This window comes from Betaproteobacteria bacterium (assembly GCA_016709965.1).
GTDB lineage: Bacteria > Pseudomonadota > Gammaproteobacteria > Burkholderiales > Rhodocyclaceae > Azonexus > Azonexus amarohabitans.
The window spans coordinates 716,860-738,889 of record JADJLT010000006.1; the positions used below are offsets into that span (position 1 = coordinate 716,860).

The window sequence follows — 22,030 nt, forward strand, 5'->3', positions numbered from 1 at the left end:
GGCCAAAGCTGTGCGAAAATCGCGGTTTTCATGAATTCGGGCAATTATATGGCAGGCAACGCAAACAACCTCGTCTGGTTGGACATGGAGATGACCGGTTTGAACCCGGATGGCGATCGCATCATCGAAATGGCAATGGTGGTCACCAATTCCGAATTGGAAATGGTCGCCGAGTCGCCATCTTGGGTAGTCCATCAATCCGACCTGGTTCTAGCCGGCATGGATGACTGGAATCAGAAAACCCATGGACGTTCTGGCTTGATTGACAAGGTCAAAGCATCAACGAAGAACGAGTCAGTGGTTGAGGCGGAAGCACTGGAGTTTCTAAAAAAATACGCATTGGCTGGTCATTCGCCAATGTGCGGAAATTCGATTGGGCAGGATCGTCGCTTTATGGCGCGCTATATGCCGACACTGGAAACATTTTTCCACTACCGAAATCTCGATGTCAGTACTCTGAAAGAGTTGTGCAAGCGTTGGCAGCCAGAAATTTACAAAGGTTTCAAAAAGAAGAGCAAGCACACGGCAATGGCGGATATCTACGAATCAATCGATGAAATGAAGTACTACCGTGAGCACTTCCTGAAGGGATAAACGAACGGCATTTGATACGCCTGATGCTGGGATTTTTATATTTCCAGCTCCTTCGGGGGAGGCGGGAGTATCAACGTCGCAAAAGGCGGAATGTTTCCTTCCTGTCACCGGGGCGGTTGCCTTCCCATACCTTGACCCAATGGCTATTGGGAGCAGCCAGTTCTCGCCGTTTGTCGCCGACGACCAATAGCCAGTCACAGGCTTGTCCGGCCTTGGAGGCTTCTGCAACAGGTTCAATCGCAACAAAATAAGACAGCGAGGCGAGTTGCGTTGCATTCAAGCCGCGTTCAGCAAGGCATCCATGGTCTGGTGGAAGGGTATTGGCGATGGCTTGAGCAACCAGTCGATAGGATTTGTTGTAATCAAACCACGGCATCACCAGCGTTGTCGCCAGTAGCCAGAGTGTGGTGAATCCTAGTGTCCAGTGCGTCAGGCTACGATAAGGGGATCGCGGCGCAGTGGAAATCAACCAGACCCACCAGGCAGTTGCGACTAATCCAATTACCAATGCCAGCAAATTGAATTCGGCAATAAAGCCAGGGCGTAGCACCAGTGCACGTTTTGCCATTGTTGTCGGCCAGCCTAGAACCATCGCCGACCAGGCGAGCCAGACGATGCCCACAAAAACACTGAATGTCGACATCGCAAACCAGTCGAACGCATTCGCTGAGCCGCGTCGCAAGGCTAGGGCACCGGGTGTGGCTAGCAGTGCCAAGGGGGGCAACAATAGCAGTGCCGGAATTTGACGAGGCTTATAGGCCCAGGCAAGCATAAGTAAAGTGATGAGCAAAAATGCTAGCGGCAGAAGTTGTTCCGGTGCCTTGATATGTTTGCGCCGGATCCACAGCGTCCAAGCTGCCAAGGGGAATGCGGGAAAGGCAAACCATGGCAACATGATCAGGAATCTGCCACCGCCCAAGATAGAGAACGGGGTTTTCAGCGGCGCAAGTTCCGTGGCCAGCCAGCCATGAAAACGGGCAGGTTCCAGATTGAGGAGCAGCAATGGCCAAGGCACGATCAGCGCTAATGACAACCCGAAGCCGATGAGTAGCGTCTGCAATACTTTCCGTCGATCCGGCGATAGCCACCAAGCGATGGGCGCAATCGCCAGCAGAGGCAGTGTCGGTGCAATACCCGTCCCCAACAGGCACGCTGCTAGCGAGACGCCGTAGATGATGCCAGCCAGTTTTGGTTTTCGTTCTACTGCTGCAAGCGCGCCCAAGGTGCCGGCATAGGCGGCAAGCGCAATAAGCATTGGCTGGGCATCGTGCGCATGGAAAAGAAGGCCGGCGCAGCCGGCAAGTAGCAGCGGTCCGGCGGCCGCATCTTCTTCACCATAAAATTCTCGGCTGGCATAATAAAGCCCCATTAAAGTCAGCGTGACCCAGATGCCGCTTGCCAGGCGAATTGCTTCGTGTGCCGGCAACAGCCAACCAAACAGCTTCCCGGTGATGGCCGCGCTCCAGTAATAGAGCGGAGGTTCATGGAATGGCCGGCCAGCCAGATCGGGAGAGAGCCAGTCTCCGAAGTGCAACATATGCCAAGCAGTGCCGATATGGATCGCGTCCTCACCCTTCCAGGGGTCGCGACCAAACAGGCCCGCGAGTACGTAGAAGGCGAGCATGGCGGCCAACATCCAGCCGGATGGTGGTAGGCGAATACCGCGGCGTATCAGGGTGAGAAAATCAGGCATGTCGGCCAGAAATGAAAAAGGCAGCCATATGGCTGCCTTTTATATCGTAATCGCAGCTGACGATCAGGCAGCGGCCTTACCGCGCATGGCGCCAAACTTCTGGTTGAAGCGTTCAACACGACCAGCGGTGTCGACAATCTTTTGCTTGCCCGTGTAGAACGGATGGCAAAGCGAGCAGACTTCAACGTGGAAGCTGTCCTTGCTCATGGTCGAACGGGTCGTGAAAGTGCTGCCGCAGGAGCAGGAGACTTGCACTTCTTTGTAATTCGGGTGGATATCGGCTTTCATCTTTTGTCCTTTAAACGAGCGACCGGCGGATGTGGCCGATCTGGCAAGCGCATGATTATCGTTGAATATTTGCAAGCTTGCAATATTTATGATCAGCCCCGACGCATCGCATCGAAGAATTCCTGATTGCCCTTGGTGGATTTGACCTTGTCGAGCAGGAATTCCATCGCTTCGAGGTCGTCCATCGGGTAGCAAAGTTTGCGCAAGACCCACATTTTTTGCAGGACATCGGGCTTGAGCAGCAGCTCTTCTCGGCGGGTGCCGGAGCGATTGACGTTGACCGCTGGGTACATCCGTTTTTCGGCCATGCGACGGTCAAGGTGGATTTCGGAGTTGCCAGTGCCCTTGAATTCTTCGTAGATGACCTCGTCCATGCGCGAACCGGTGTCAATCAGTGCGGTAGCGAGGATGGTCAGCGAGCCACCTTCCTCGATATTGCGCGCAGCACCAAAGAAGCGCTTTGGCTTCTGCAGGGCATTGGCGTCAACACCACCGGTCAGAACCTTGCCGGAGGCCGGTTGTACGGTATTGTAGGCACGGGCGAGGCGAGTGATCGAGTCGAGCAGGATGACCACATCCTTCTTGTGCTCGACCAAGCGCTTGGCTTTTTCGATGACCATTTCGGCAACGGCGACGTGGCGCGATGCCGGTTCGTCAAAGGTCGAGGCAACAACCTCGCCCTTGACGGTACGGGTCATTTCAGTAACTTCTTCCGGGCGCTCGTCGATCAGCAGGACAATCAGAACAACTTCCGGATGGTTGGCGGTGATGGCGTGGGCAATATTCTGCAACATCACGGTCTTGCCGGTTTTTGGCGGGGCGACGAGCAGGCCGCGCTGGCCGCAACCGACCGGGGCGATCATGTCAATGACGCGGCTGGTGATGTTTTCTTCGGACTTGATGTCGCGTTCGAGTTTTAGATGACGCGTCGGATGAAGTGGCGTCAGGTTCTCGAACATGATCTTGTTCTTGTTTGCCTCAGGCGGGAAACCGTTGATCGACTCGAGCTTGGTCAATGCAACGTAGCGTTCGCCTTCCTTGGGCGTGCGAATTTCGCCCTCGACGGTATCACCGGTACGCAGGTTGAAGCGGCGTACTTGCGATGGTGAGACATAGATGTCGTCAGGGTTGGCCAGATACGAGGTGTCAGATGATCGCAGAAAGCCAAAGCCATCCTGAAGTACTTCGAGTGTTCCGTCACCATAGATCGTTTCGCCGTTTTTGGCTTTCGCTTTCAGGATCGCGTAAATCAACTCCTGCTTACGCATCCGGTTGGCGTTTTCGATGACCAATTCGGTGGCCATGTCCAGCAGTTTGCTGACGTGTAGTGTTTTGAGTTCGGAAAGTTGCATGTAGGGAGTAAGTGGCGCCGAAAAATGTGGGGCCGGGCTGCTGCCCGAAAACCGGGGCGCAAGAGCTTGGTAGCTTTTGAGTGGGGATTGACGCTTGGGCTTGAGGCCGGAGGCGTCTGCCTGAAGGAGCGGAACGCTTCTTCAGGCAGGGAGACTACGTAGATTACAGGTTGCTGTCAATAAAGGCAGCAAGTTGCGACTTGGAAAGCGCGCCGACCTTGGTTGCTTCAATGTTGCCATTCTTGAAGATCATTAGCGTCGGAATGCCACGAATGCCATATTTCGCAGGGGTCGCCTGATTGTCATCAATATTAACCTTTGCTACCTTGAGCTTGCCAGCGTACTCGGTGGCAACTTCATCAAGGATTGGGGCGATCATCTTGCAAGGTCCGCACCATTCGGCCCAGTAGTCGACGAGAACCGGCTGCTGTGATTTCAGCACTTCCTCTTCAAATGTGTCGTCGGTTACGTAATGAATGTGCTCGCTCATGGTTGCCTCATGGGATGGGTGAAACGAATGGGTAGTATTGCGCCGCAATGTTGCGACAAGCAGTTTGCATGATGCTAGCGAAAAATGGGGCAGTAGGGAAGCCTCGGCATCAGGGTTTCAATAGATTCGCCAATTCGACAGCTGTTTTGACCTGCATTTTGTCAAAAATATTAGCCCGATGCACCTCGACGGTGCGCATGCTGATATTTAGTTGATCCGCGATGACCTTGTTGAATTTTCCGGCCAATACCAGTTCCATGATCTGTCGTTCGCGGGTGGTCAGTGTCGAAACTCGAGCTTTTACCGAGTCGACCGTAGCATTGGCGATACGTTGATTGGCATCAAGGGCCATGGCTTCTTCGATACGGGTGACCAGTTCGTTGTCGTTGAAGGGCTTTTCAAGAAGTCGAAAGCGCCTTTTTTGAGCGTGGCCACTGCAAGTGGCACGTCACCATGCCCTGTCAGGAAAATGATGGGTAAGGTGGACTCACGGGCGCTCAATTCATCAAAACAGTCCAAGCCGCTCATTCCCGACATACGCATGTCGAGCACAATGCATCCAGCCATATTCGTGGACCAAGCCGCAAGGAAGATTTCCGCTGATTCGTAAGTGGCGCATGGAAGTCCGCGTGATTTCAGTAACCAGGATAGTGCGTCTCGGATGGCTTCGTCATCATCGACCAGGTGAGCTAACGGCGTGATCATTCGGCCTCCAAGGGTAAGGTGAAGCTGAATATCGTACCGTTTCCTGTGGGCGATTGTGGATTGTCTTCCGCCCATAGTCTGCCGCGATGAAATTCGATAATCGATCGGCAGATGGACAGGCCAATGCCCATGCCTTCTGGCTTAGTGGTGAAGAAGGCCGTAAACAATTTTTCGCGTACTTCCGGGGCAATGCCAGTGCCGCAGTCTAAAACTTTGACAAACAACTCGGTTTGATTGGATGTGATGCTGATCTGCAGCAGGCGCTGTGCCTCTGGTGTGCCAGACATTGCTTCCATGGCATTTCGAATCAGATTCAGAAGAACTTGTTCCAGCATCAGGCGATCGGCCGGTATTGGGGGAAGCGGCGGGATGTCGCATTCAATGCGGATGTGGCGCTTCCTGGCCTCGGCCTCGACGAAGCCCAGGCAGTCTTCGATGACTTCTCCAAGCTGGCACGGTGCACGTTTTGGCTCGCTCTTGCGGACGAAGTCGTGTACCCGCCGGATGATCTTTCCCGCGCGCTGAGCTTGAAGTCCGATTTTTTCCAGCGCGGGTAATATTTCGTTCGGGGATGCCTTGCCGCTGTTCAATAGATTTAGGCAGCCGGTGTTGTAGCTGGCAATTGCCGCAAGTGGTTGATTGAGTTCGTGGGCCAGCGTTGATGCCATTTCTCCCATCGTCACCAGGCGCGACGTGAATTGAAGTTGCTCTTGCTGCTGGCGTGCCAATTCTTCGGCATGTTTGCGTTCAGTGATGTCTAGTACCGAGGCCATCCAGCCGGTATGTTTGCCATTACCATCGATTAGTTTTGCTTCATAGACAAGTGCATTGAAACGCTCCCCGCTCTTGCGCATAAAGGTGATTTCAAAGCCGTCTAGCGGTGCATTTCCTGAAAGTACGGTTTGGTGTATGGCATAGGTTTCTTCCAGTTGTTCCGGTGCCCAGTAGGGCATTGGTGGTGACTGATTGACCAGTTCGTCAGCACTAAAGCCGGTCATGAGACAGAAGGCGGGGTTCACATAAATGACGCGTCCCAAAAGGTCGCGAGCGCGCATGCCGACCGTCAGTGAATCTTCCATCGCTGCTCTGAAGGCGTGTTCGGAGCGTAATGCGTCTTCGGCTATGGCTCGCTTTTGTATCAGTTCACGGACCAACCACAGGCTCCAGAAAACACCCGTGCCAAGTAGTACGATGGCAGCGACAAGCAGACGTTGGAGTGAGTTGTCTGGTGTTCGATAGCTGGTTACGCGCAGAATCAACCCTGACCCAGGTGGATCGAAGGGGATTTCGTAACGCAAGTCGCTATTGCCTTCGATGTGCGTTTTTGTGGCGTAATGCACATCGTTATTATCAACAATCTCGACTTTGTACTTCTCCGTAAACCACCACGGTACCTGATTGGCCAGCAGATTCTCCAATGGGTAAACAACGGCAAGCATGCCCGTGATTTGGTGCCCGCCAAAAACCGGAATTAGCATTTCTATCATGGCCCGGTTACCTTCGAGAAAAAAGGGGGCGCTGTATTGTCGTTTGCCAAAGCGGCTTGCAAGCTCGAATGCAGTCGCTGTTATTGGTGGCCCAAAAGCCTCAATCTCGTCATCCGGGAGTCGGATCGTCGGCAGGGCATCGATCACGCGTCGTTTTGTGTCAAACCAGATAATTTGTGCGATATCCGGCGAGTTCTTCAGCATATGTTCAGCGCGCAATCGGAATAACTTTTGGTCATGCGAATTTCCCATGTCCAAAGCCAGTTGCTGCAGTTGCTCCTCATTGCCATTCAAATGAAAACTGAGGTTTTGTTCAAGCCAAAGAACGTCCTTGATAAGTGCTGAACGCTCTTCCTCTGCTTCGTTGCGGTGGAGTAACCAGAGTAATGCGATCAGTGCGGCAAGTAGCAGCACGATGCCAAATTTTGGCAAGGCCAGTAGCCAACGTAGGCGGCGCGAGTTTCCTGTGGTTGGATGAGAGGCAAGGTTAATCATGAAAATGGTATCCCACGTCTGTTTGATCCCGGGAATTGTGGCTTTCCACAAGTCGGATAACCACAATTGTTGCTCGTTGCCACCTTAAGGATACTTCGACTCGTTGTCCGGCATTTTCCGGCGTACGCCATTACAGGAGCGAAAATTCCATGGCCAAAAAGTCTATATTCAAAAGTCTTTACTTGCAGGTACTTGTGGCCATTGCCGTGGGGGTAATGCTTGGCCATTTCTATCCCGAAACAGGTGCGGCTATGAAGCCGTTGGGGGATGGTTTCATCAAGCTGATCAAGATGATCATCGCTCCGATCATTTTTTGTACCATTGTTGTCGGCATTGCCGGTATGGAAGACATGAAGAAGGTAGGCAAGACTGGCGGCCTGGCAGTGCTTTACTTTGAAGTGGTTAGCAGTATTGCGTTGGTTATTGGATTGATTGTCGTCAATGTCTGGGCGCCGGGCGTCGGCATGAATGTCGATGTCTCAACGCTGGACACCAAAGGCATTGCCAAATATGCCGAGCCGGGGAAGATGCAGACTACGGCTGAGTTTCTGATGAATATTATCCCGACCAGCGTGGTAGATGCGTTTGCCAAGGGTGACATGCTTCAGGTGCTGTTTTTCTCGATTCTCTTTGGCTATGCAATGCACTCTTTCGGCGAGCGTGGCAAGCCGGTATTTGATTTGATCGAAAAGCTGTCGCACGTCCTGTTCGGTATCGTCGGTGTCATCATGAAGGTTGCTCCGATCGGTGCTTTCGGTGCCATGGCCTATACCATCGGCAAGCATGGTGTTGGTAGCCTGACTCAGTTAGCCAGTCTGATGGGGGCCTTCTACCTGACTTGCCTCCTCTTTATTTTTGGTGTGCTGGGCAGTATTGCCAAGTTTCATGGCTTTTCCATTATCAAATTGATCAAATACATCAAGGAGGAGCTTTTCCTTGTGCTGGGCACATCCTCTTCGGAGTCTGCACTTCCGCGCTTGATGGCCAAGATGGAAAATGTAGGTGCCCAGAAATCGGTGGTGGGGCTGGTTGTGCCGACAGGTTACTCGTTCAATCTTGACGGGACATCGATCTACCTGACCATGGCCGCCATTTTTATTGCACAGGCGACCAATACGCCGTTGGATCTTGGACAGCAGATCACGCTACTGATCATTTTGATGCTGACCTCGAAAGGGGCGGCAGGGGTGACGGGTAGTGGCTTTATTGTGTTGGCTGCAACACTCTCGGCGGTTGGTACTGTACCGGTGGCTGGTCTGGCACTGATTCTCGGCATTGACCGCTTCATGTCCGAGGCGCGCGCCCTGACCAACTTCATCGGCAATAGCGTGGCGACTCTGGTCGTTGCCAAGTGGTGCAAGGCGCTTGATGTTGATCGGATGAATGCGGTTCTTAATAACGAAACGGCCGACGAGGCAGACAACCCGGAACTTGTTTTGGATGATGCGCCCGAAGCGATTATTCCTCACGCGCCTCGCCCGATAGTCGATCATCATTGATCTCGATTCGCGTATAAAAAACCGCCGGCTGGTCCGGCGGTTTTTTTTGGTCCAATGAATGTGGAAATCCACAATATCCGATCATTCATTAATTCGTAATCATTTAAATACGCTGCAATTTTGTCGTGCGGCGCCATTTTTGGAGGAGAAAATAATGAAGGTATCCAAGCTTTTGATTGCCCTGTTTGCCGGTGCACTGTCACTGGCTGCTCATGCCCAGCAGCCCATCGTTATCAAGTTCAGCCATGTCGTGGCTGCTGACACGCCCAAGGGGAAAGCTGCCGATATGTTTGCCAAAAAGGCGAGCGAACTGACGAAAGGCAAAGTCAAGGTCGAGGTCTATGCCAACTCGACGCTTTACAAGGACAAGGAAGAAATGGAGGCGCTGCAGTTAGGCGCCGTTCAGATGCTGGCACCCTCGCTGGCCAAATTTGGGCCGTTGGGTGTCAAGGAATTCGAGGTGTTTGACCTGCCGTACATCTTTGACAACTATGACGAGTTGCACAAAGTGACGACCGGTCCCGCCGGTAAAATGCTTCTGGCCAAGCTGGAACCCAAGGGCATTCGCGGCCTGGCCTATTGGGATAACGGTTTCAAGTCGTTTTCCGCCAATACGCCAATCAAGACGCCAGCCGATCTGAAGGGCAAGAAGATGCGCATCCAATCCTCCAAGGTGCTTGAGGAGCAGATGCGTGCGCTCGGCTCCTTGCCACAGGTGATGGCGTTCTCGGAGGTCTATCAGGCCTTGCAGACGGGCGTGGTCGACGGTACAGAAAACCCGATTTCCAACCTCTATACCCAAAAGATGCACGAGGTACAGAAATATCTGACATTGACTGAGCATGGCTATTTGGGCTACGCGGTGATCGTGAACAAGAAATTCTGGGACGGGCTGCCTGCAGATATCCGCAAGCAACTTGAAGATGCGATGGAACAGGCGACGCACTACGCCAACCAGATCGCCAAGGTCGAGAACGACAATGCCCTTGAGGCCGTCAAGAAGAGTGGCAAGACGACAGTCTATGTACCGACCAAAGAAGAGCGCCAAGCCTTCAAGAAAGCGCTGGTGCCGGTGCATCAGAAAATGGAAAGCCGCATCGGCAAGGAGATCATCCAGACCGTTTATAAGGAAACCGGTTTTAACGGCCAGTAATCCATCGCGACAATAAAAAGTTCGGGGGCTGCTGCTCCCGAACTCAACTGGGGGATCTGTCATGATCAACAAGGTGCTCAATCACCTAGAAGAGTTGCTGGTTACCTTCCTGATGGGTGCAGCGACGCTGATCATCTTCGTTTCAGTCATGCATCGCTATCTGGCTGGGGTCGAAATTCCGGGCTTGCAGGATTGGTTGCTCAGCCTCAATTTCAGTTGGGCTCAGGAGCTCTGCATCATCATGTTTGTATGGATGGCCAAGTTCGGCGCTGCCTACGGGGTGCGTACCGGCATCCACGTCGGTGTTGATGTGCTGATCAACCGCCTGAGCGATCGCTTTCGCGGGAAATTCATTATCTTTGGCCTGCTGGCAGGGGCTCTGTTTACAGGCATCGTGGGCGCTCTGGGTGCGACTTTTGTCTGGGACAATGGGGCGCATTACGCCATTTTCAATTTCCTTGGCGTTCATGGTGAGGACCTCTATGAGGGGCCGACCACGCCGGATCTGGAATGGCCGACCTGGATGGTCTATAGCGCGATTCCGCTGGGATCGTCCCTAATGTGCTTCCGTTTCCTTCAAGTCGCCTGGGGATTCTCGAAGACTGGCGAATTGCCGCATCACGATCATGGTCACGTCGAAGGGCTGGAGGAAGAAGATGGGCTGGCGGTCGATGTCGATGTCTATGGCATGGGCGATAACCTGCACATGCATGATCTGAAACACGAACAATTCGGCGAGCGTCGCAGTGGTGACGATCGTCGAGAGGACGGTGACCAGTCCTCCGATAGCGACCGTCGCCACGGTCAACGTCGAAATTCCGACGAAAAGCAAGGAGGCCAGCAATGAACGCCGTGGTAATTTTTGGCCTGCTGGCCATTCTCATGCTGACCGGCATGCCGATCTCGATTTCGCTCGGTCTGACCGTATTGACTTTCCTGTTCACGATGACTCAGGTGCCGCTCGAGTCGGTGGCGCTGAAGCTATTCACCGGTATCGAGAAGTTCGAGATCATGGCCATTCCGTTCTTCATCCTCGCCGGCAATTTTTTGACTCACGGCGGGGTGGCGAAACGGATGATCAATTTCGCGACCTCAATGGTGGGTCACTGGTATGGCGGCCTTGGTCTGGCTGGTGTTGTGGCTTGCGCGCTGTTTGCGGCAGTCTCCGGGTCGAGCCCGGCGACTGTGGTTGCGATCGGCTCAATCCTTCTGCCAGCGATGGTCAAGGCGGGGTTTCCCAAGAAATTCGGGGCTGGTGTGATTTCAACCTCGGGGGCGCTCGGCATCCTGATCCCGCCATCGATCGTCATGGTGATGTACTCGGTGGCAACCAATACCTCGGTCGGCGCCCTGTTCATGGCTGGCGTGGTGCCCGGTATTGCATTGGCGCTTACGTTGGGCGGGGTGACCTGGTATCGCGCCCGTAAATACGATTACCCGCGCCAGCCCAAGGCGACCTGGGGCGAACGCTGGAAAGCCTTCCGTGCTTCGGTCTGGGGGCTGCTGTTGATCGTTGTGGTGATGGGCGGTATCTACACGGGCATTTTCACGCCAACCGAAGCGGCAGCAATGTCTGCGGTCTACGCGTTTATTTGTGCAGTTTTCATCTATCGCGATCTGGGCCTGAAGGACGTGCCGAAGGTTTTGCTGAATTCAGCCAACATGTCGGCGATGCTGCTCTACATCATCACCAATGCTGTGCTCTTCTCGTTCATCATGACCAATGAGAATATCCCGCAGGCACTGGCTGACTGGATGTTGGGGCATGGTCTGGGTCTGATCACCTTTTTGCTGGCGGTCAACGTCATTCTGCTGCTCGCTGGTAATTTTATGGAGCCGTCGTCAATCGTTCTGATTTTTGCACCCATTTTGTTCCCGGTGGCCGTCAAGCTGGGGATTCATCCGGTTCACTTCGGTATTTTGATGGTTGTAAATATGGAAGTCGGCATGTGTCATCCGCCGGTTGGATTAAATCTGTATGTCGCCTCGGGGATTACCAAGATGGGTATCACCGAACTGACTGTCGCTGTCTGGCCGTGGTTACTCTCCATGTTGTGTTTCCTGATGGTCGTGACCTATTGGCCGAGCCTCTCTTTGTGGCTACCTCAGCAGCTTGGGATGCTCTAGGCAAGGCAACATCGAAAAAAAGCCCCGCGCGACGCGGGGCTTTTTTTACGAGCGGGGCAGGTGTGGCACAATCTGTTCCCGCACGCCATATTAGATACTCATTAGATACTCATGAAATTTGCTATTTCCATCGTTGTGCTCGTCGTCTTGGCATTGCTCGTTCCGTTTCTACTACCGGGGGTTGGCAAGGAACAAGGCGTTGATCCAAACAGCAATCTACCTTGGCAGATTGAACTGGATGGCAAGGGTGGCAGCAAGGTTTTTGGACTGATTCCGGGCGTCAGCACGCTGGGCGATGCCCGGCAACGGTTTGGGGGAGAGATGGATGTTGCCATCATTGCAGAGCCTGACGAAGTCGGCATGCTGGAAGGCTATTATCCGCAGCTCGCGCTGGGATTTGTGCTTGCCAAGGTGATTGTCACGGTCGACGCGAAAAAAGAGCTGATTTCCGAATTTCGGGAACGGGCTTTGAAGGCGAAACATATGGAAAGCACCACACGGAAGATCACGCTACAAGCTGACGATTTGGCTGCCGTGGATGAGATGCCGATCAAGGCAATCAGCGTCATTCCGACCATCAATCTTGATGAGGCAGCCGTGGTACAGCGTTTTGGACAGCCCGGCGAGCGGCTGGTGGTTTCCGAGACACGCGTACACCTGCTCTATCCGGAAAAAGGGCTGGATGTCGTGGTCGATGCCGAGGGCAAAGAGCTGTTGCAATACGTGGCACCACGCGATTTTGCGCTATTGCGCGAGCCGCTGAAAGTGGGGAAAGGCGTGAAGCCGAGTGCACAGTGAAGCGGGCGCGCATGTTCTGATTCTGTTAAAATCGTCCGTTTTTCAACTAAATAGCTTTACCGGAGCAATCACATGGCTATCGAACGCACCCTCTCCATCATCAAACCTGACGCTGTCGCCAAGAACATTATTGGCAAGATCTACTCCCGTTTTGAGTCGAACGGCCTGAAGGTTGTCGCCGCCCGCATGACTTGGTTGTCCGAGCAGGAAGCCGGCCAGTTTTACGCCGTTCACAAAGCGCGTCCTTTCTTCAAGGATCTGGTTTCCTTCATGACCTCAGGTCCGGTGATGATTCAGGCTCTGGAGGGCGAAAACGCCATCGCCAAGAACCGCGAGTTGATGGGTGCAACCAATCCGAAGGAAGCTGCCGCCGGTACCATCCGCGCCGACTTCGCTGAATCCATCGATGCCAACGCCGTTCATGGCTCTGACGCACCGGAAACCGCTGCTGTGGAAATTGCCTTCTTCTTCCCGGGCATGAACACCTACGCTGGCCGCTAAGCAAAGCAAATGACCGTCAATCTGTTGGATTTCGATGGCGAAAGCCTGACCGCCTGGTTTGCCGAGCAGGGTGAAAAGCCCTTCCGCGCCAAGCAGGTCTTGCGCTGGATCCATCGTTCCGGCGTGGCGGACTTCGATGCCATGACCGATATCGCCAAGAGCCTTCGCGAGAAACTCAAGGCCAAAGCGGTCGTGGCACCGCCTGCCATCGTTTCCGACAAGTTGTCGGATGACGGCACGCGCAAGTTTTTGATCGATGTCGGTAACGGCAATGCGGTCGAAACGGTGTTCATTCCCGAAGACGACCGAGGTACGTTGTGTATTTCGACACAAGCTGGTTGTGCGCTTGACTGTGCCTTCTGTTCAACCGGCAAGCAAGGTTTTAACCGTAATCTGACGGTCGCGGAAATTATTGGACAGTTGTGGCTGGCCAATCACGCGCTTGGCGCGGTGCACGGTAATGAGCGCGTAATTTCCAATGTTGTACTGATGGGCATGGGCGAGCCTCTCGCCAATTTCGAAAACTCAGTGGCGGCATTAAAGTTGATGCTCGATGATAACGCGTATGGCTTGTCACGCCGTCGTGTCACTGTGTCGACATCGGGACTGGTCCCAGTCATGGACCGCTTGGGTGACGAGTGCCCGGTAGCGCTGGCCGTATCGCTGCATGCATCCAACGACAAGCTGCGCGATGAGTTGGTGCCGATCAATCAGAAATACCCGCTCAAGGAGCTGATGGTAGCGTGCAACCGTTATCTGGACAAGGCGCCGCGCGATTTTATTACCTTCGAGTACATCATGCTCGACGGCATCAATGACAGTGATGCTCACGCCCGCGAATTGCTGGCGCTGGTCAAGCCTGTTCATTGCAAATTTAACCTGATCCCCTTCAATCCCTTCCCGGGGTCGCCATTCCGGCGATCTTCCGCTGAACGGGTGCGACGTTTCGCAGACATCCTGATGCAGGCTGGTATCGTGACAACCACGCGCAAGACGCGCGGAGACGACATTGATGCCGCCTGCGGCCAATTGGCTGGACAGGTCAAGGATAAAACGAAGCGCACCGCCAGCCGAATGATTCCTATCGTGGAGGCAAGATCGTGAACGCATTTTCGCGGGTACACCTAATTTTTGGTCTATGTTTGAGCGTGCTCGGTGTTTTCTCTGCTCAGGCGCAGTACGACTTCAATCCATCGGCGACCGGCCAGTCAAAAAGCACGACAGATCCACATAATCGTGCCAAGGTTCATACAGAACTCGGATCGATGTATTTTCAGGTGGGGAATCCCGGCGTCGCACTGGACGAGTTGCGTATCGCCTTAAGCGCTGATGCCAACTACTACCAAGCCTACAGTGTGCGTGGATTGGTCCATGCATCGTTGAAGGAGTATGGTAAAGCTGAGGAGGATTTTCGCAGGGCGCTGGAAATTGCGCCGAACGATCCTGATGTCAATAATAATTATGGTTGGTACCTTTGCGAAACAGGTAAAGAGCGCCAATCCATCGCGTATTTTCTTAACGCACTTAAGAGCCCACTATATGAAACACCGGATCGGGCTTATACCAATGCTGGTACATGTGCTTTGAAGTCCGGTGATCTTGATAGTGCGCAAGACTATTTATTGAAGGCGCTGCAGTTGTCGCGTGACGGGGCAATGACGACGCGCTTCCAACTCGCCAAGGTTTTTTACCAGCGTGGCATTTTTAACGAGGCTCGGGTCTATCTGAACGACGCGCTGAAAATGATGGAGCCGCCGACTGCGGAGGCTCTCTGGCTTGGCTTGAGACTGGAACGTAAACAAGGTAACGCTTCTGCAGAAAGTGGCTATGCCTCTCAACTAAGAGGCCGTTATCCAACGTCGCTGGAGTATCAGGAATTCCTAAAGGGTAATTTTGAATGAATGAGCAGGTCAGTACACACGAAAAGGTCGCAGAAGAAGTTATAGCTTTTACTGGTGTGCCCGTTGGTGAGCAACTGCGTTTGGCGCGTGAGTCCCGTGGAATCGAACTTCTGGATATCGCACAAACGCTTAAACTTGGACCGCGTCAGGTTGAAGCGCTGGAAAGCGGTGATTGGAAAGGGCTACCGGGAAATACGTTTGTCCGCGGCTTCGTCAGAAACTATGCTCGTTTGATGCAGATAGATCCTGTGCCATTGATGCTGCAACTTGATCAAGCCCTGGAAAAGCCGGTCAATACGCTCGCAGTCTCTGACTCTCCACCAGCCGAGATGCCTCATTCCGGGAGCACTGTCTCCCGGCGTAGCAGACTTGTTGTGGTGTTAGGTGCGATATTCGTTGTTTTGTCCGCGTTGGCGTATTTTCTGATGGCAGGCAATCTTTCCTCATTGCGTGAAAGTACGCAGTCGTTGCTTGACTCGCTGGCTCGTAAGCAAGTGGATGCACCAACGGTAGCTGCTCCGGCCGTTCCTGTAGTTGATCCAGTCTTTCCGCCGGGATCAACGCCTCAGCAAGTCATGAATCCGCAAGTGCTGGCACCAATTGAGACCCCGGCGGAGCTACCTGTTGCCAAAGTTCCTGAGGCATCTGTCTCGCGTCCTGATCTTAAGCAGCCATCGTCGGCTCCCTTGGCTGCTCCAGTTGCTACGGCGCCGCAGATGCGTTTTCTGTTTGAAAAGGACTCCTGGCTTGAAGTGCGCGATCGTGACAATAAATTAGTGTTTTCCCAGAAGCTGACTGCTGGTACGGAACAGACGCTCTCGGGGCAAGGCCCCTTGTCCATAAAAATTGGTTACGCCCCGGGTGTCCGCCTCTTTTGGCACGGTGAGGCTGTCGATCTGGCCCCACATACCCGCGGCGATGTTGCCCGCCTGGTTTTGGAGTAAGTGGTGAGTGCGGTTGCTAAGCGTTTGACTCGGTCTTGTTACGTCGGCAATGTGAAATTGGGGGCTGATGCGCCGGTCGTTGTTCAGTCAATGACCAATACCGATACTGCGGATTATCTGGCTACCGCTTTGCAGACCGCGGAGCTGGCCAGGGCTGGTTCCGAACTGGTCCGCATTACGGTAAATACGCCGGAAGCTGCTGCCGCAGTGCCAAAAATTCGAGAGCATCTCGACCGGATGAATTGCAATGTGCCGTTGATCGGTGATTTTCATTACAATGGGCATCGTCTGCTGATTGAGCACCCGGCTTGTGCCGAGGCGTTGGCCAAATACCGGATCAATCCAGGGAATGTCGGTTTTGGCAAGAAAAAGGATGAGCAGTTCGCCCAGATGGTCGAGCTGGCTTGCAAGTATGACAAGCCCGTACGAATTGGTGTGAATTGGGGTAGCCTTGATCAGGATTTACTGGCTCGGATTATGGACGAAAATTCCCGTAGACCGCAGCCGTTGGATGCATCGGCGATCATGCGCCATGCGATGGTGACATCGGCGCTTGAGTCAGCAGCCAAGGCTGAAGAGGTCGGGCTTGCTGGAGAAAAAATCATTCTGTCCTGCAAGGTTTCAAGTGTTCAGGACTTGATCGCCATCTATCGCGAATTATCAAACCGTGCAGATTATGCGCTTCATCTTGGACTGACTGAGGCTGGCATGGGGTCGAAAGGTATCGTCGCGTCGACCGCAGCCTTGTCTGTTCTGCTGCAGGAAGGCATCGGCGACACGATTCGAATTTCGTTAACGCCGGAGCCTGGCGGTTCGCGGTCGCGGGAAGTTATAGTTGCTCAGGAAATTTTGCAGACTATGGGGCTTCGTGCTTTTACCCCGATGGTTGCAGCCTGTCCGGGATGTGGCCGGACGACCAGTACATTTTTCCAGGAGTTGGCAGGTCAGGTACAAGATTTTGTCCGTGCCAAAATGCCGGAATGGAAACTTCAATACGATGGCGCCGAGAACATGACGCTGGCGGTCATGGGGTGCATCGTTAATGGCCCCGGTGAGTCAAAGCACGCCAATATTGGTATCTCTCTCCCCGGGACGGGCGAGGCACCTTCCGCTCCGGTCTATGAGGATGGCCAGAAGACGGTTACCTTGAAAGGCGACAATATCGCCAACGAATTCAAGCAAATTATTGAGTGCTACGTGGCGCGTACCTATAAGAAAAAATTGCAGGCATGAGTCAAAAATTGCAAGCCGTTCGCGGGATGAACGATATCCTGCCCGACGAAGCGGCATTCTGGGAGTTGTTCGAAGACACCATCCGGTCGTGGCTGAAAAGCTACGGGTATCGCCCAATCCGCATGCCCATTGTTGAACCGACACCGCTTTTCAAACGGGCGATCGGCGAAGTGACCGATATTGTCGAAAAGGAAATGTATTCCTTCATCGATGGTTTGAATGGTGAAGCGCTTACCTTGCGTCCAGAGGGCACGGCAGGTTGCGTACGTGCTGTCATAGAACACAATCTAGCTGCCCGCCAGACTCAGCGTCTCTACTATATTGGCCAGATGTATCGCCACGAGCGCCCGCAAAAAGGGCGCTATCGCCAGTTTCATCAGGTTGGTGTCGAGTCTTTTGGCATAGCAGGCCCTGATATCGATGCCGAAATGATCCTGATGGGTGCCCGTCTTTGGGCTGACCTTGGGTTGGATGGCATTGAGTTGCAGCTCAACAGTCTGGGCCAGCAGGAAGAGCGGTCGTTACACAGAACTGCGCTGATTGCTTACTTCGAAGCAAACATCGAGTTGCTCGACGAGGAGGCCAAGCGTCGCCTGCATACCAACCCGCTGCGTATCCTTGATACCAAGAACCCGGTCATGCAGGAACTGTGCAGCGGCGCGCCAAGGCTGATTGACTATCTCGGCGCTGAGTCGCTGGCACATTTTGAAGGTGTGCAGCGCGTACTGCGTGATGCAGGCATTCCTTTTACGGTTAATCCACGTCTGGTTCGGGGTCTCGATTATTACAATCTGACCGTGTTTGAATGGGTAACCGACAAGCTTGGTGCTCAAGGAACAGTGTGTGCTGGTGGTCGCTACGATGGATTGGTCAGTCAACTGGGTGGCAAGGCGATGCCGGCGTGCGGGTTTGCAATGGGGGTTGAGCGCCTTGTCGCGCTAATCAAGGAGTCAGGTGGGGAGCCGGCAGCACCGATGCCTGATGTCTACATTGTTCATCAAGGTGACGAAGCATCACGACTTGCATTCCGCGTGGCCGAAGGCTTGAGGGATCATGGCGTCGACGTACTGTTGCATTGTGGTGGTGGCAGCTTCAAGTCACAAATGAAAAAAGCCGATGGCAGTGGCGCTACTTTTGCGGTCATTATCGGTGAGGATGAGGCTAGTACCGGAGAGGCTCAGTTGAAATCGCTGCGTCAGGAAGGCATTGAACAGCGCAAGTTAAAAGTTGACGATTTGGCTGAAGCCATCATCGACCAAATTATTGATTCAGACAAAGAGGAATAAGCAGCATGGCGCATTACGACCTCGAAGAACAGGAACAGATCGACTCCATCAAAACCTGGTGGAAGATGTATGGCAACCTCTTGACGGGTATTGTCGTTGTTGCATCGTTGGCGGTGATCGGCTGGCAAGCATGGAATTGGTACCAGAACACTCAGTCCGCCAAGGCGGCCGCAATTTATTCGGTGCTGGAGCATGCTGCATCGGTAGGTGATGCCCAGAAAATAAAGGCCGCCGCCGGGGAGTTGGCTGAAAAATTTGGTGGCACTAGCTACGCCTCGCTCGGTGCAATGTTGGCTGCCAAGCACTCTTTTGATGCTGGCGATCTGAAGACAGCCAAGACCCAACTCGTTTGGGTGGCTGAAAATGGCAAAGATGAAATCAGGGATCTGGCCAGGCTTCGTCTGGCCGCGGTTCAGTTGGACGAGAAAGCTTACGATGACGCGCTCAAGCTACTCGATGCCTCTCACGCTCAGGCGTTCGATGCACGCTTTCTGGAGTTGAAGGGTGACGTATTGTCTGCTCAGGGCAAGAAGCCTGAAGCGCATATTGCCTACAAGGCAGCGCTTGAAAAAATGACAGGCAATCAAGGTGCGGCTCGCGAAATGCTTCAGCAGAAGCTTGATGGCTTGGGTGAGGTTGCCTGATGTCCCGTCAATTAACTGCGCTTTTGGCGGTGTCCAGTTTGCTGCTGGGTGGCTGCGCGACCATTTCCAACACCATTGATTCCATTAACCCGTTCTCCAGTTCTGCACCAAAAATGGCGCCTCTGTTGCCGTTGAATGCAACCGCTGACGTTCGCACGGTGTGGTCAGTAAATATCGGCAAGGCGGGTGATTACAGCTTTACGCCCGCAGTGGTCGGAAGCTCTGTTTATCTAGGAAGCCGGGACGGCACGTTGACCAAACTGGAGGACGGTAAAGTTGTCTGGAAAGTGAATGTTGGTCAGCCACTATCTGCAGGCGTCGGTGCCAATGCTCAATTGGTTGTGGTGGCCACATCAAAGGGCGATGTACTCGCATTCTCGGCCGACGAGGGCAAGGTCTTGTGGCAAGCCAAGGTTTCCAGTGAGGTGCTCGCTGCGCCAGTTGTGGGTGATGAAGGTGTTGCGGTGAAAAGCGGCGACAACCGTATTCATTTGCTTGACGCGACCGATGGCGGAAAAAAGTGGGTTTATCAACGTTCGACTCCTCCATTGTCTGTCCGTGGAGCAGGGGGGCCAGTCTTTGCTGATCGATATATATTCGCAGGGTACCCAGGCGGCAAATTAGTCGCGTTGTCGATACAAAACGGAGCACCCGTATGGGAGGGGGCTGTAGCCTTGCCCAAGGGGGCAACCGAGCTTGATCGAGTTGCGGATGTGGTCGCGTCTCCGGTGGTTGATGGTCGTCAGATATGTGCGGTCGCCTTTCAGGGGCGTGTTGCCTGTTTTGACATGGGGCAGGGAGGGGCGATGACATGGTCGCGCGAGCTCTCGTCAGTAACCGGTTTAGCCATGGACAGTCGTTATGTCTTTGTCTCGGACGATAAAGGTATTATATATGCCCTTGATCGTCAGTCCGGCAGTAGTCTTTGGAAGCAGGACAAGTTGAAAAATCGCCAACTTTCTGCGCCGGTGGTTAGTCGTGGGCTGGTTGCTGTGGCTGATGCTGAAGGTATCGTTCACTTTATTTCCCGCGAAGATGGTAGTTTTGCTGCGCGCCAAAAAACCGATGGCACGCCGGTTCGCGCGCCTCTTCAGATGCTCGGTACTGCTGTTTTGGTTCAAACCACCGGTGGTTACGTGAGCGCAATCGAGGCGCAATGAAACCTACGCTTGTTTTGGTGGGCCGGCCAAATGTCGGCAAATCTACACTCTTTAATCGCTTGACCAAATCGCGTGATGCCATCGTTGCGGATATGCCGGGTTTGACCCGGGATCGTCACTATGGGCATGGAAAACTGGGCAAAAAACCTCATCTGGTCGTTGATACCGGAGGATTTGAGCCCTTGGTCAAGGATGGCATCCTGCATGAAATGGCTCGTCAGACCGAACAGGCAATCGCCGAGGCTGATGCGGTCATATTCGTGGTAGATGGACGTACCGGCTTGACGCCGCACGACAAGGAAATTGCCAACAAACTGCGCCGTGTTGACTGCCCGGTTGTGGTTGCGGTTAACAAAGCCGAGGGCATGAATGCAGGCATGGTTGAGGCTGAGTTCCACGAACTTGGTCTGGGCGAGCCCTATGCTATTTCTGCGGCGCATGGAGAGGGGGTGCGTGGTCTTGTTGAACTGGCGCTGGATGGCTTTCCAGAACCGGAGGATGACGAGTGGCACTCTGATGCCGTTCGTGTCGCCATTGTCGGGCGTCCAAATGTCGGAAAGTCTACCCTGATCAATACGCTTCTAGGCGAAGAACGCGTCATTGCTTTCGATGCGCCGGGTACGACACGTGACTCTATTGAGATTGATTTTGAGCGCGGTGGCCGAAAGTATGTGCTAGTGGACACCGCTGGCATGCGTAAGCGTGGCAAGGTTTTCGAGACAATCGAGAAGTTTTCAGTGGTAAAAACATTGCAGGCCATTGAGGATGCCAATGTCGTTATTTTGATGGTTGATGCACAGGCAGATGTCTCCGATCAGGATGCTCACATCGCCGACTTTATTGTTCAGTCTGGTCGAGCAGTGGTGGTCGCGGTCAATAAATGGGATGGCCTCGATTCTTACACCAGAGAGCAGACGCGCGTGATACTTCAACGCAAGTTGCAATTCCTTGACTTTGCAAAATTCCATTTTGTTTCAGCACGCGAAAACGTCGGTTTGGAGGCTCTCTTCCGCTCCGTGGATGCTGCCTATACGGCAGCCATGTCCAAAATGACTACTCCACGTCTGACTCGTGTGCTAATTGATGCGGTAGCGAAGCAAGCGCCAGCTAAGCATGGGCTTTTTCGGCCCAAGCCACGTTACGCTCATCAAGGGGGGTCGAATCCTCCAATTATCGTTATTCACGGTAATGCAGTAGATAAAATTACCGATAGTTATCGACGTTTTCTTGAACACACTTTCAGAGATGCATTCAAATTGCAGGGAACACCGTTGAGAATCCAATGTGTCACCGCTAAAAACCCGTTTGCAGACAAAGATAAGAAATAATCTGCGAAATCTTTGGCGCCACTTTATAAATTTGGGTACATTAGGACCCTCATAACAATTACATGGAGTCCCCACCATGAGTAACAAAGGGCAACTTTTACAAGACCCATTCCTCAACGCTCTCCGTCGCGAGCATGTTCCCGTTTCAATTTACCTGGTGAACGGGATAAAACTGCAGGGTCAGGTTGAATCTTTTGATCAGTATGTTGTACTTCTTAAAAATACGGTTACTCAGATGGTTTATAAGCATGCTATCTCTACGGTGGTTCCGGCTCGTCCGGTCAACCTCCAGCAGGAACAGGCTGCCGAATAATTGACTCCTGTCCAGTAGCCCGCTATGCAGGGGGGCTCT

At 53.3% G+C, this 22,030-nt stretch carries 21 protein-coding genes and 1 pseudogene; 16 read left to right on the top strand and 6 right to left on the bottom strand.

Annotated elements, in window-relative coordinates; translation table 11 throughout:
• The first annotated feature begins 48 nt into the window (after positions 1–48).
• The gene (orn, locus tag IPJ12_17960; protein ID MBK7648980.1) at positions 49–594 is read left to right on the top strand and encodes an oligoribonuclease; all 546 of its coding nucleotides are present in this window, start codon (positions 49–51) and stop codon (positions 592–594) included.
• A gap of 70 nt (positions 595–664) precedes the next feature.
• Here the strand turns inward: orn and IPJ12_17965 are convergent, their stop codons facing one another.
• From IPJ12_17965 to IPJ12_17990, 6 genes and pseudogenes are all read right to left on the bottom strand, one after another.
• Positions 665–2,287: a glycosyltransferase family 39 protein gene (locus IPJ12_17965; protein MBK7648981.1), complete on the bottom strand. Its 1,623-nt coding sequence runs from the start codon at positions 2,285–2,287 to the stop codon at positions 665–667.
• A 63-nt stretch (positions 2,288–2,350) separates the two neighbouring features.
• Positions 2,351–2,575, bottom strand: a complete 225-nt coding sequence (gene rpmE, locus IPJ12_17970) for a 50S ribosomal protein L31 (protein MBK7648982.1) — start codon at positions 2,573–2,575, stop codon at positions 2,351–2,353.
• A 92-nt stretch (positions 2,576–2,667) separates the two neighbouring features.
• Positions 2,668–3,927 (bottom strand): transcription termination factor Rho, encoded by a 1,260-nt coding sequence (gene rho, locus IPJ12_17975; GenBank protein MBK7648983.1) that lies wholly within the window; start codon positions 3,925–3,927, stop codon positions 2,668–2,670.
• A gap of 163 nt (positions 3,928–4,090) precedes the next feature.
• Positions 4,091–4,417 carry a thioredoxin TrxA gene (gene trxA, locus IPJ12_17980; protein ID MBK7648984.1) on the bottom strand — a complete coding sequence of 109 codons (327 nt, stop codon included), beginning with the start codon at positions 4,415–4,417 and terminating at the stop codon, positions 4,091–4,093.
• A gap of 109 nt (positions 4,418–4,526) precedes the next feature.
• Positions 4,527–5,122: pseudogene (locus IPJ12_17985) on the bottom strand (response regulator transcription factor).
• Positions 5,119–7,104, bottom strand: coding sequence for a PAS domain S-box protein (locus IPJ12_17990; protein MBK7648985.1), 1,986 nt, complete (start codon positions 7,102–7,104; stop codon positions 5,119–5,121). The pseudogene IPJ12_17985 and the gene IPJ12_17990 overlap by 4 nt, the downstream one beginning before the upstream one ends.
• 149 nt (positions 7,105–7,253) lie before the next feature.
• Between IPJ12_17990 and IPJ12_17995 the strand changes: the two genes are divergently transcribed.
• From IPJ12_17995 to hfq, 15 genes are all read left to right on the top strand, one after another.
• Positions 7,254–8,603 (top strand): dicarboxylate/amino acid:cation symporter, encoded by a 1,350-nt coding sequence (locus IPJ12_17995; protein ID MBK7648986.1) that lies wholly within the window; start codon positions 7,254–7,256, stop codon positions 8,601–8,603.
• 154 nt (positions 8,604–8,757) lie between these two features.
• Entirely contained in the window at positions 8,758–9,756 is a 999-nt protein-coding gene (locus IPJ12_18000) for a TRAP transporter substrate-binding protein (GenBank protein MBK7648987.1), read from the top strand.
• A 61-nt stretch (positions 9,757–9,817) separates the two neighbouring features.
• Complete coding sequence (locus IPJ12_18005) at positions 9,818–10,603, top strand: TRAP transporter small permease (GenBank protein MBK7648988.1); 786 nt, start codon at positions 9,818–9,820, stop codon at positions 10,601–10,603.
• Positions 10,600–11,883 carry a TRAP transporter large permease subunit gene (locus IPJ12_18010; protein MBK7648989.1) on the top strand — a complete coding sequence of 428 codons (1,284 nt, stop codon included), beginning with the start codon at positions 10,600–10,602 and terminating at the stop codon, positions 11,881–11,883. The genes IPJ12_18005 and IPJ12_18010 overlap by 4 nt, the downstream gene beginning before the upstream one ends.
• A gap of 111 nt (positions 11,884–11,994) precedes the next feature.
• Entirely contained in the window at positions 11,995–12,681 is a 687-nt protein-coding gene (locus IPJ12_18015) for a hypothetical protein (protein ID MBK7648990.1), read from the top strand.
• Between the two features lie 72 nt (positions 12,682–12,753).
• Entirely contained in the window at positions 12,754–13,182 is a 429-nt protein-coding gene (ndk, locus tag IPJ12_18020) for a nucleoside-diphosphate kinase (protein MBK7648991.1), read from the top strand.
• Between the two features lie 9 nt (positions 13,183–13,191).
• Complete coding sequence (gene rlmN / locus IPJ12_18025) at positions 13,192–14,286, top strand: 23S rRNA (adenine(2503)-C(2))-methyltransferase RlmN (GenBank protein ID MBK7648992.1); 1,095 nt, start codon at positions 13,192–13,194, stop codon at positions 14,284–14,286.
• Entirely contained in the window at positions 14,283–15,083 is an 801-nt protein-coding gene (gene pilW / locus IPJ12_18030; GenBank protein MBK7648993.1) for a type IV pilus biogenesis/stability protein PilW, read from the top strand. Before rlmN ends, pilW begins: the two co-directional genes overlap by 4 nt.
• Positions 15,080–16,027 carry a helix-turn-helix domain-containing protein gene (locus tag IPJ12_18035; protein ID MBK7648994.1) on the top strand — a complete coding sequence of 316 codons (948 nt, stop codon included), beginning with the start codon at positions 15,080–15,082 and terminating at the stop codon, positions 16,025–16,027. Before pilW ends, IPJ12_18035 begins: the two co-directional genes overlap by 4 nt.
• A gap of 3 nt (positions 16,028–16,030) precedes the next feature.
• Positions 16,031–17,260 (top strand): flavodoxin-dependent (E)-4-hydroxy-3-methylbut-2-enyl-diphosphate synthase, encoded by a 1,230-nt coding sequence (gene ispG / locus IPJ12_18040; protein ID MBK7648995.1) that lies wholly within the window; start codon positions 16,031–16,033, stop codon positions 17,258–17,260.
• Positions 17,257–18,546 (top strand): histidine--tRNA ligase, encoded by a 1,290-nt coding sequence (gene hisS, locus IPJ12_18045; protein MBK7648996.1) that lies wholly within the window; start codon positions 17,257–17,259, stop codon positions 18,544–18,546. The genes ispG and hisS overlap by 4 nt, the downstream gene beginning before the upstream one ends.
• Positions 18,547–18,551: 5 nt before the next feature.
• Positions 18,552–19,190: a tetratricopeptide repeat protein gene (locus IPJ12_18050; protein MBK7648997.1), complete on the top strand. Its 639-nt coding sequence runs from the start codon at positions 18,552–18,554 to the stop codon at positions 19,188–19,190.
• Positions 19,190–20,350, top strand: a complete 1,161-nt coding sequence (bamB, locus tag IPJ12_18055; GenBank protein MBK7648998.1) for an outer membrane protein assembly factor BamB — start codon at positions 19,190–19,192, stop codon at positions 20,348–20,350. Before IPJ12_18050 ends, bamB begins: the two co-directional genes overlap by 1 nt.
• On the top strand, positions 20,347–21,678 hold the full coding sequence (gene der / locus IPJ12_18060; protein MBK7648999.1) for a ribosome biogenesis GTPase Der: 1,332 nt from the start codon (positions 20,347–20,349) through the stop codon (positions 21,676–21,678). The genes bamB and der overlap by 4 nt, the downstream gene beginning before the upstream one ends.
• Before the next feature lie 76 nt (positions 21,679–21,754).
• Entirely contained in the window at positions 21,755–21,991 is a 237-nt protein-coding gene (gene hfq / locus IPJ12_18065) for an RNA chaperone Hfq (protein ID MBK7649000.1), read from the top strand.
• The last annotated feature ends 39 nt before the right edge of the window (positions 21,992–22,030 follow it).

Bases quoted from the DNA above. Each gene is read 5' to 3' on its own strand.
- IPJ12_18010 (MBK7648989.1), top strand. From the start codon at position 10,600: ATGAACGCCGTGGTAATTTTTGGCCTGCTGGCCATTCTCATGCTGACC.
- IPJ12_18005 (MBK7648988.1), top strand. From the start codon at position 9,818: ATGATCAACAAGGTGCTCAATCACCTAGAAGAGTTGCTGGTTACCTTC.
- IPJ12_17995 (MBK7648986.1), top strand. From the start codon at position 7,254: ATGGCCAAAAAGTCTATATTCAAAAGTCTTTACTTGCAGGTACTTGTG.
- bamB (MBK7648998.1), top strand. From the start codon at position 19,190: ATGTCCCGTCAATTAACTGCGCTTTTGGCGGTGTCCAGTTTGCTGCTG.
- IPJ12_18050 (MBK7648997.1), top strand. From the start codon at position 18,552: ATGGCGCATTACGACCTCGAAGAACAGGAACAGATCGACTCCATCAAA.
- IPJ12_17990 (MBK7648985.1), bottom strand. From the start codon at position 7,104: ATGATTAACCTTGCCTCTCATCCAACCACAGGAAACTCGCGCCGCCTA.
- IPJ12_18015 (MBK7648990.1), top strand. From the start codon at position 11,995: ATGAAATTTGCTATTTCCATCGTTGTGCTCGTCGTCTTGGCATTGCTC.
- IPJ12_18035 (MBK7648994.1), top strand. From the start codon at position 15,080: ATGAATGAGCAGGTCAGTACACACGAAAAGGTCGCAGAAGAAGTTATA.
- orn (MBK7648980.1), top strand. From the start codon at position 49: ATGGCAGGCAACGCAAACAACCTCGTCTGGTTGGACATGGAGATGACC.
- IPJ12_17965 (MBK7648981.1), bottom strand. From the start codon at position 2,287: ATGCCTGATTTTCTCACCCTGATACGCCGCGGTATTCGCCTACCACCA.
- trxA (MBK7648984.1), bottom strand. From the start codon at position 4,417: ATGAGCGAGCACATTCATTACGTAACCGACGACACATTTGAAGAGGAA.
- rlmN (MBK7648992.1), top strand. From the start codon at position 13,192: ATGACCGTCAATCTGTTGGATTTCGATGGCGAAAGCCTGACCGCCTGG.
- rpmE (MBK7648982.1), bottom strand. From the start codon at position 2,575: ATGAAAGCCGATATCCACCCGAATTACAAAGAAGTGCAAGTCTCCTGC.
- ndk (MBK7648991.1), top strand. From the start codon at position 12,754: ATGGCTATCGAACGCACCCTCTCCATCATCAAACCTGACGCTGTCGCC.
- rho (MBK7648983.1), bottom strand. From the start codon at position 3,927: ATGCAACTTTCCGAACTCAAAACACTACACGTCAGCAAACTGCTGGAC.
- der (MBK7648999.1), top strand. From the start codon at position 20,347: ATGAAACCTACGCTTGTTTTGGTGGGCCGGCCAAATGTCGGCAAATCT.
- IPJ12_18000 (MBK7648987.1), top strand. From the start codon at position 8,758: ATGAAGGTATCCAAGCTTTTGATTGCCCTGTTTGCCGGTGCACTGTCA.
- hfq (MBK7649000.1), top strand. From the start codon at position 21,755: ATGAGTAACAAAGGGCAACTTTTACAAGACCCATTCCTCAACGCTCTC.
- hisS (MBK7648996.1), top strand. From the start codon at position 17,257: ATGAGTCAAAAATTGCAAGCCGTTCGCGGGATGAACGATATCCTGCCC.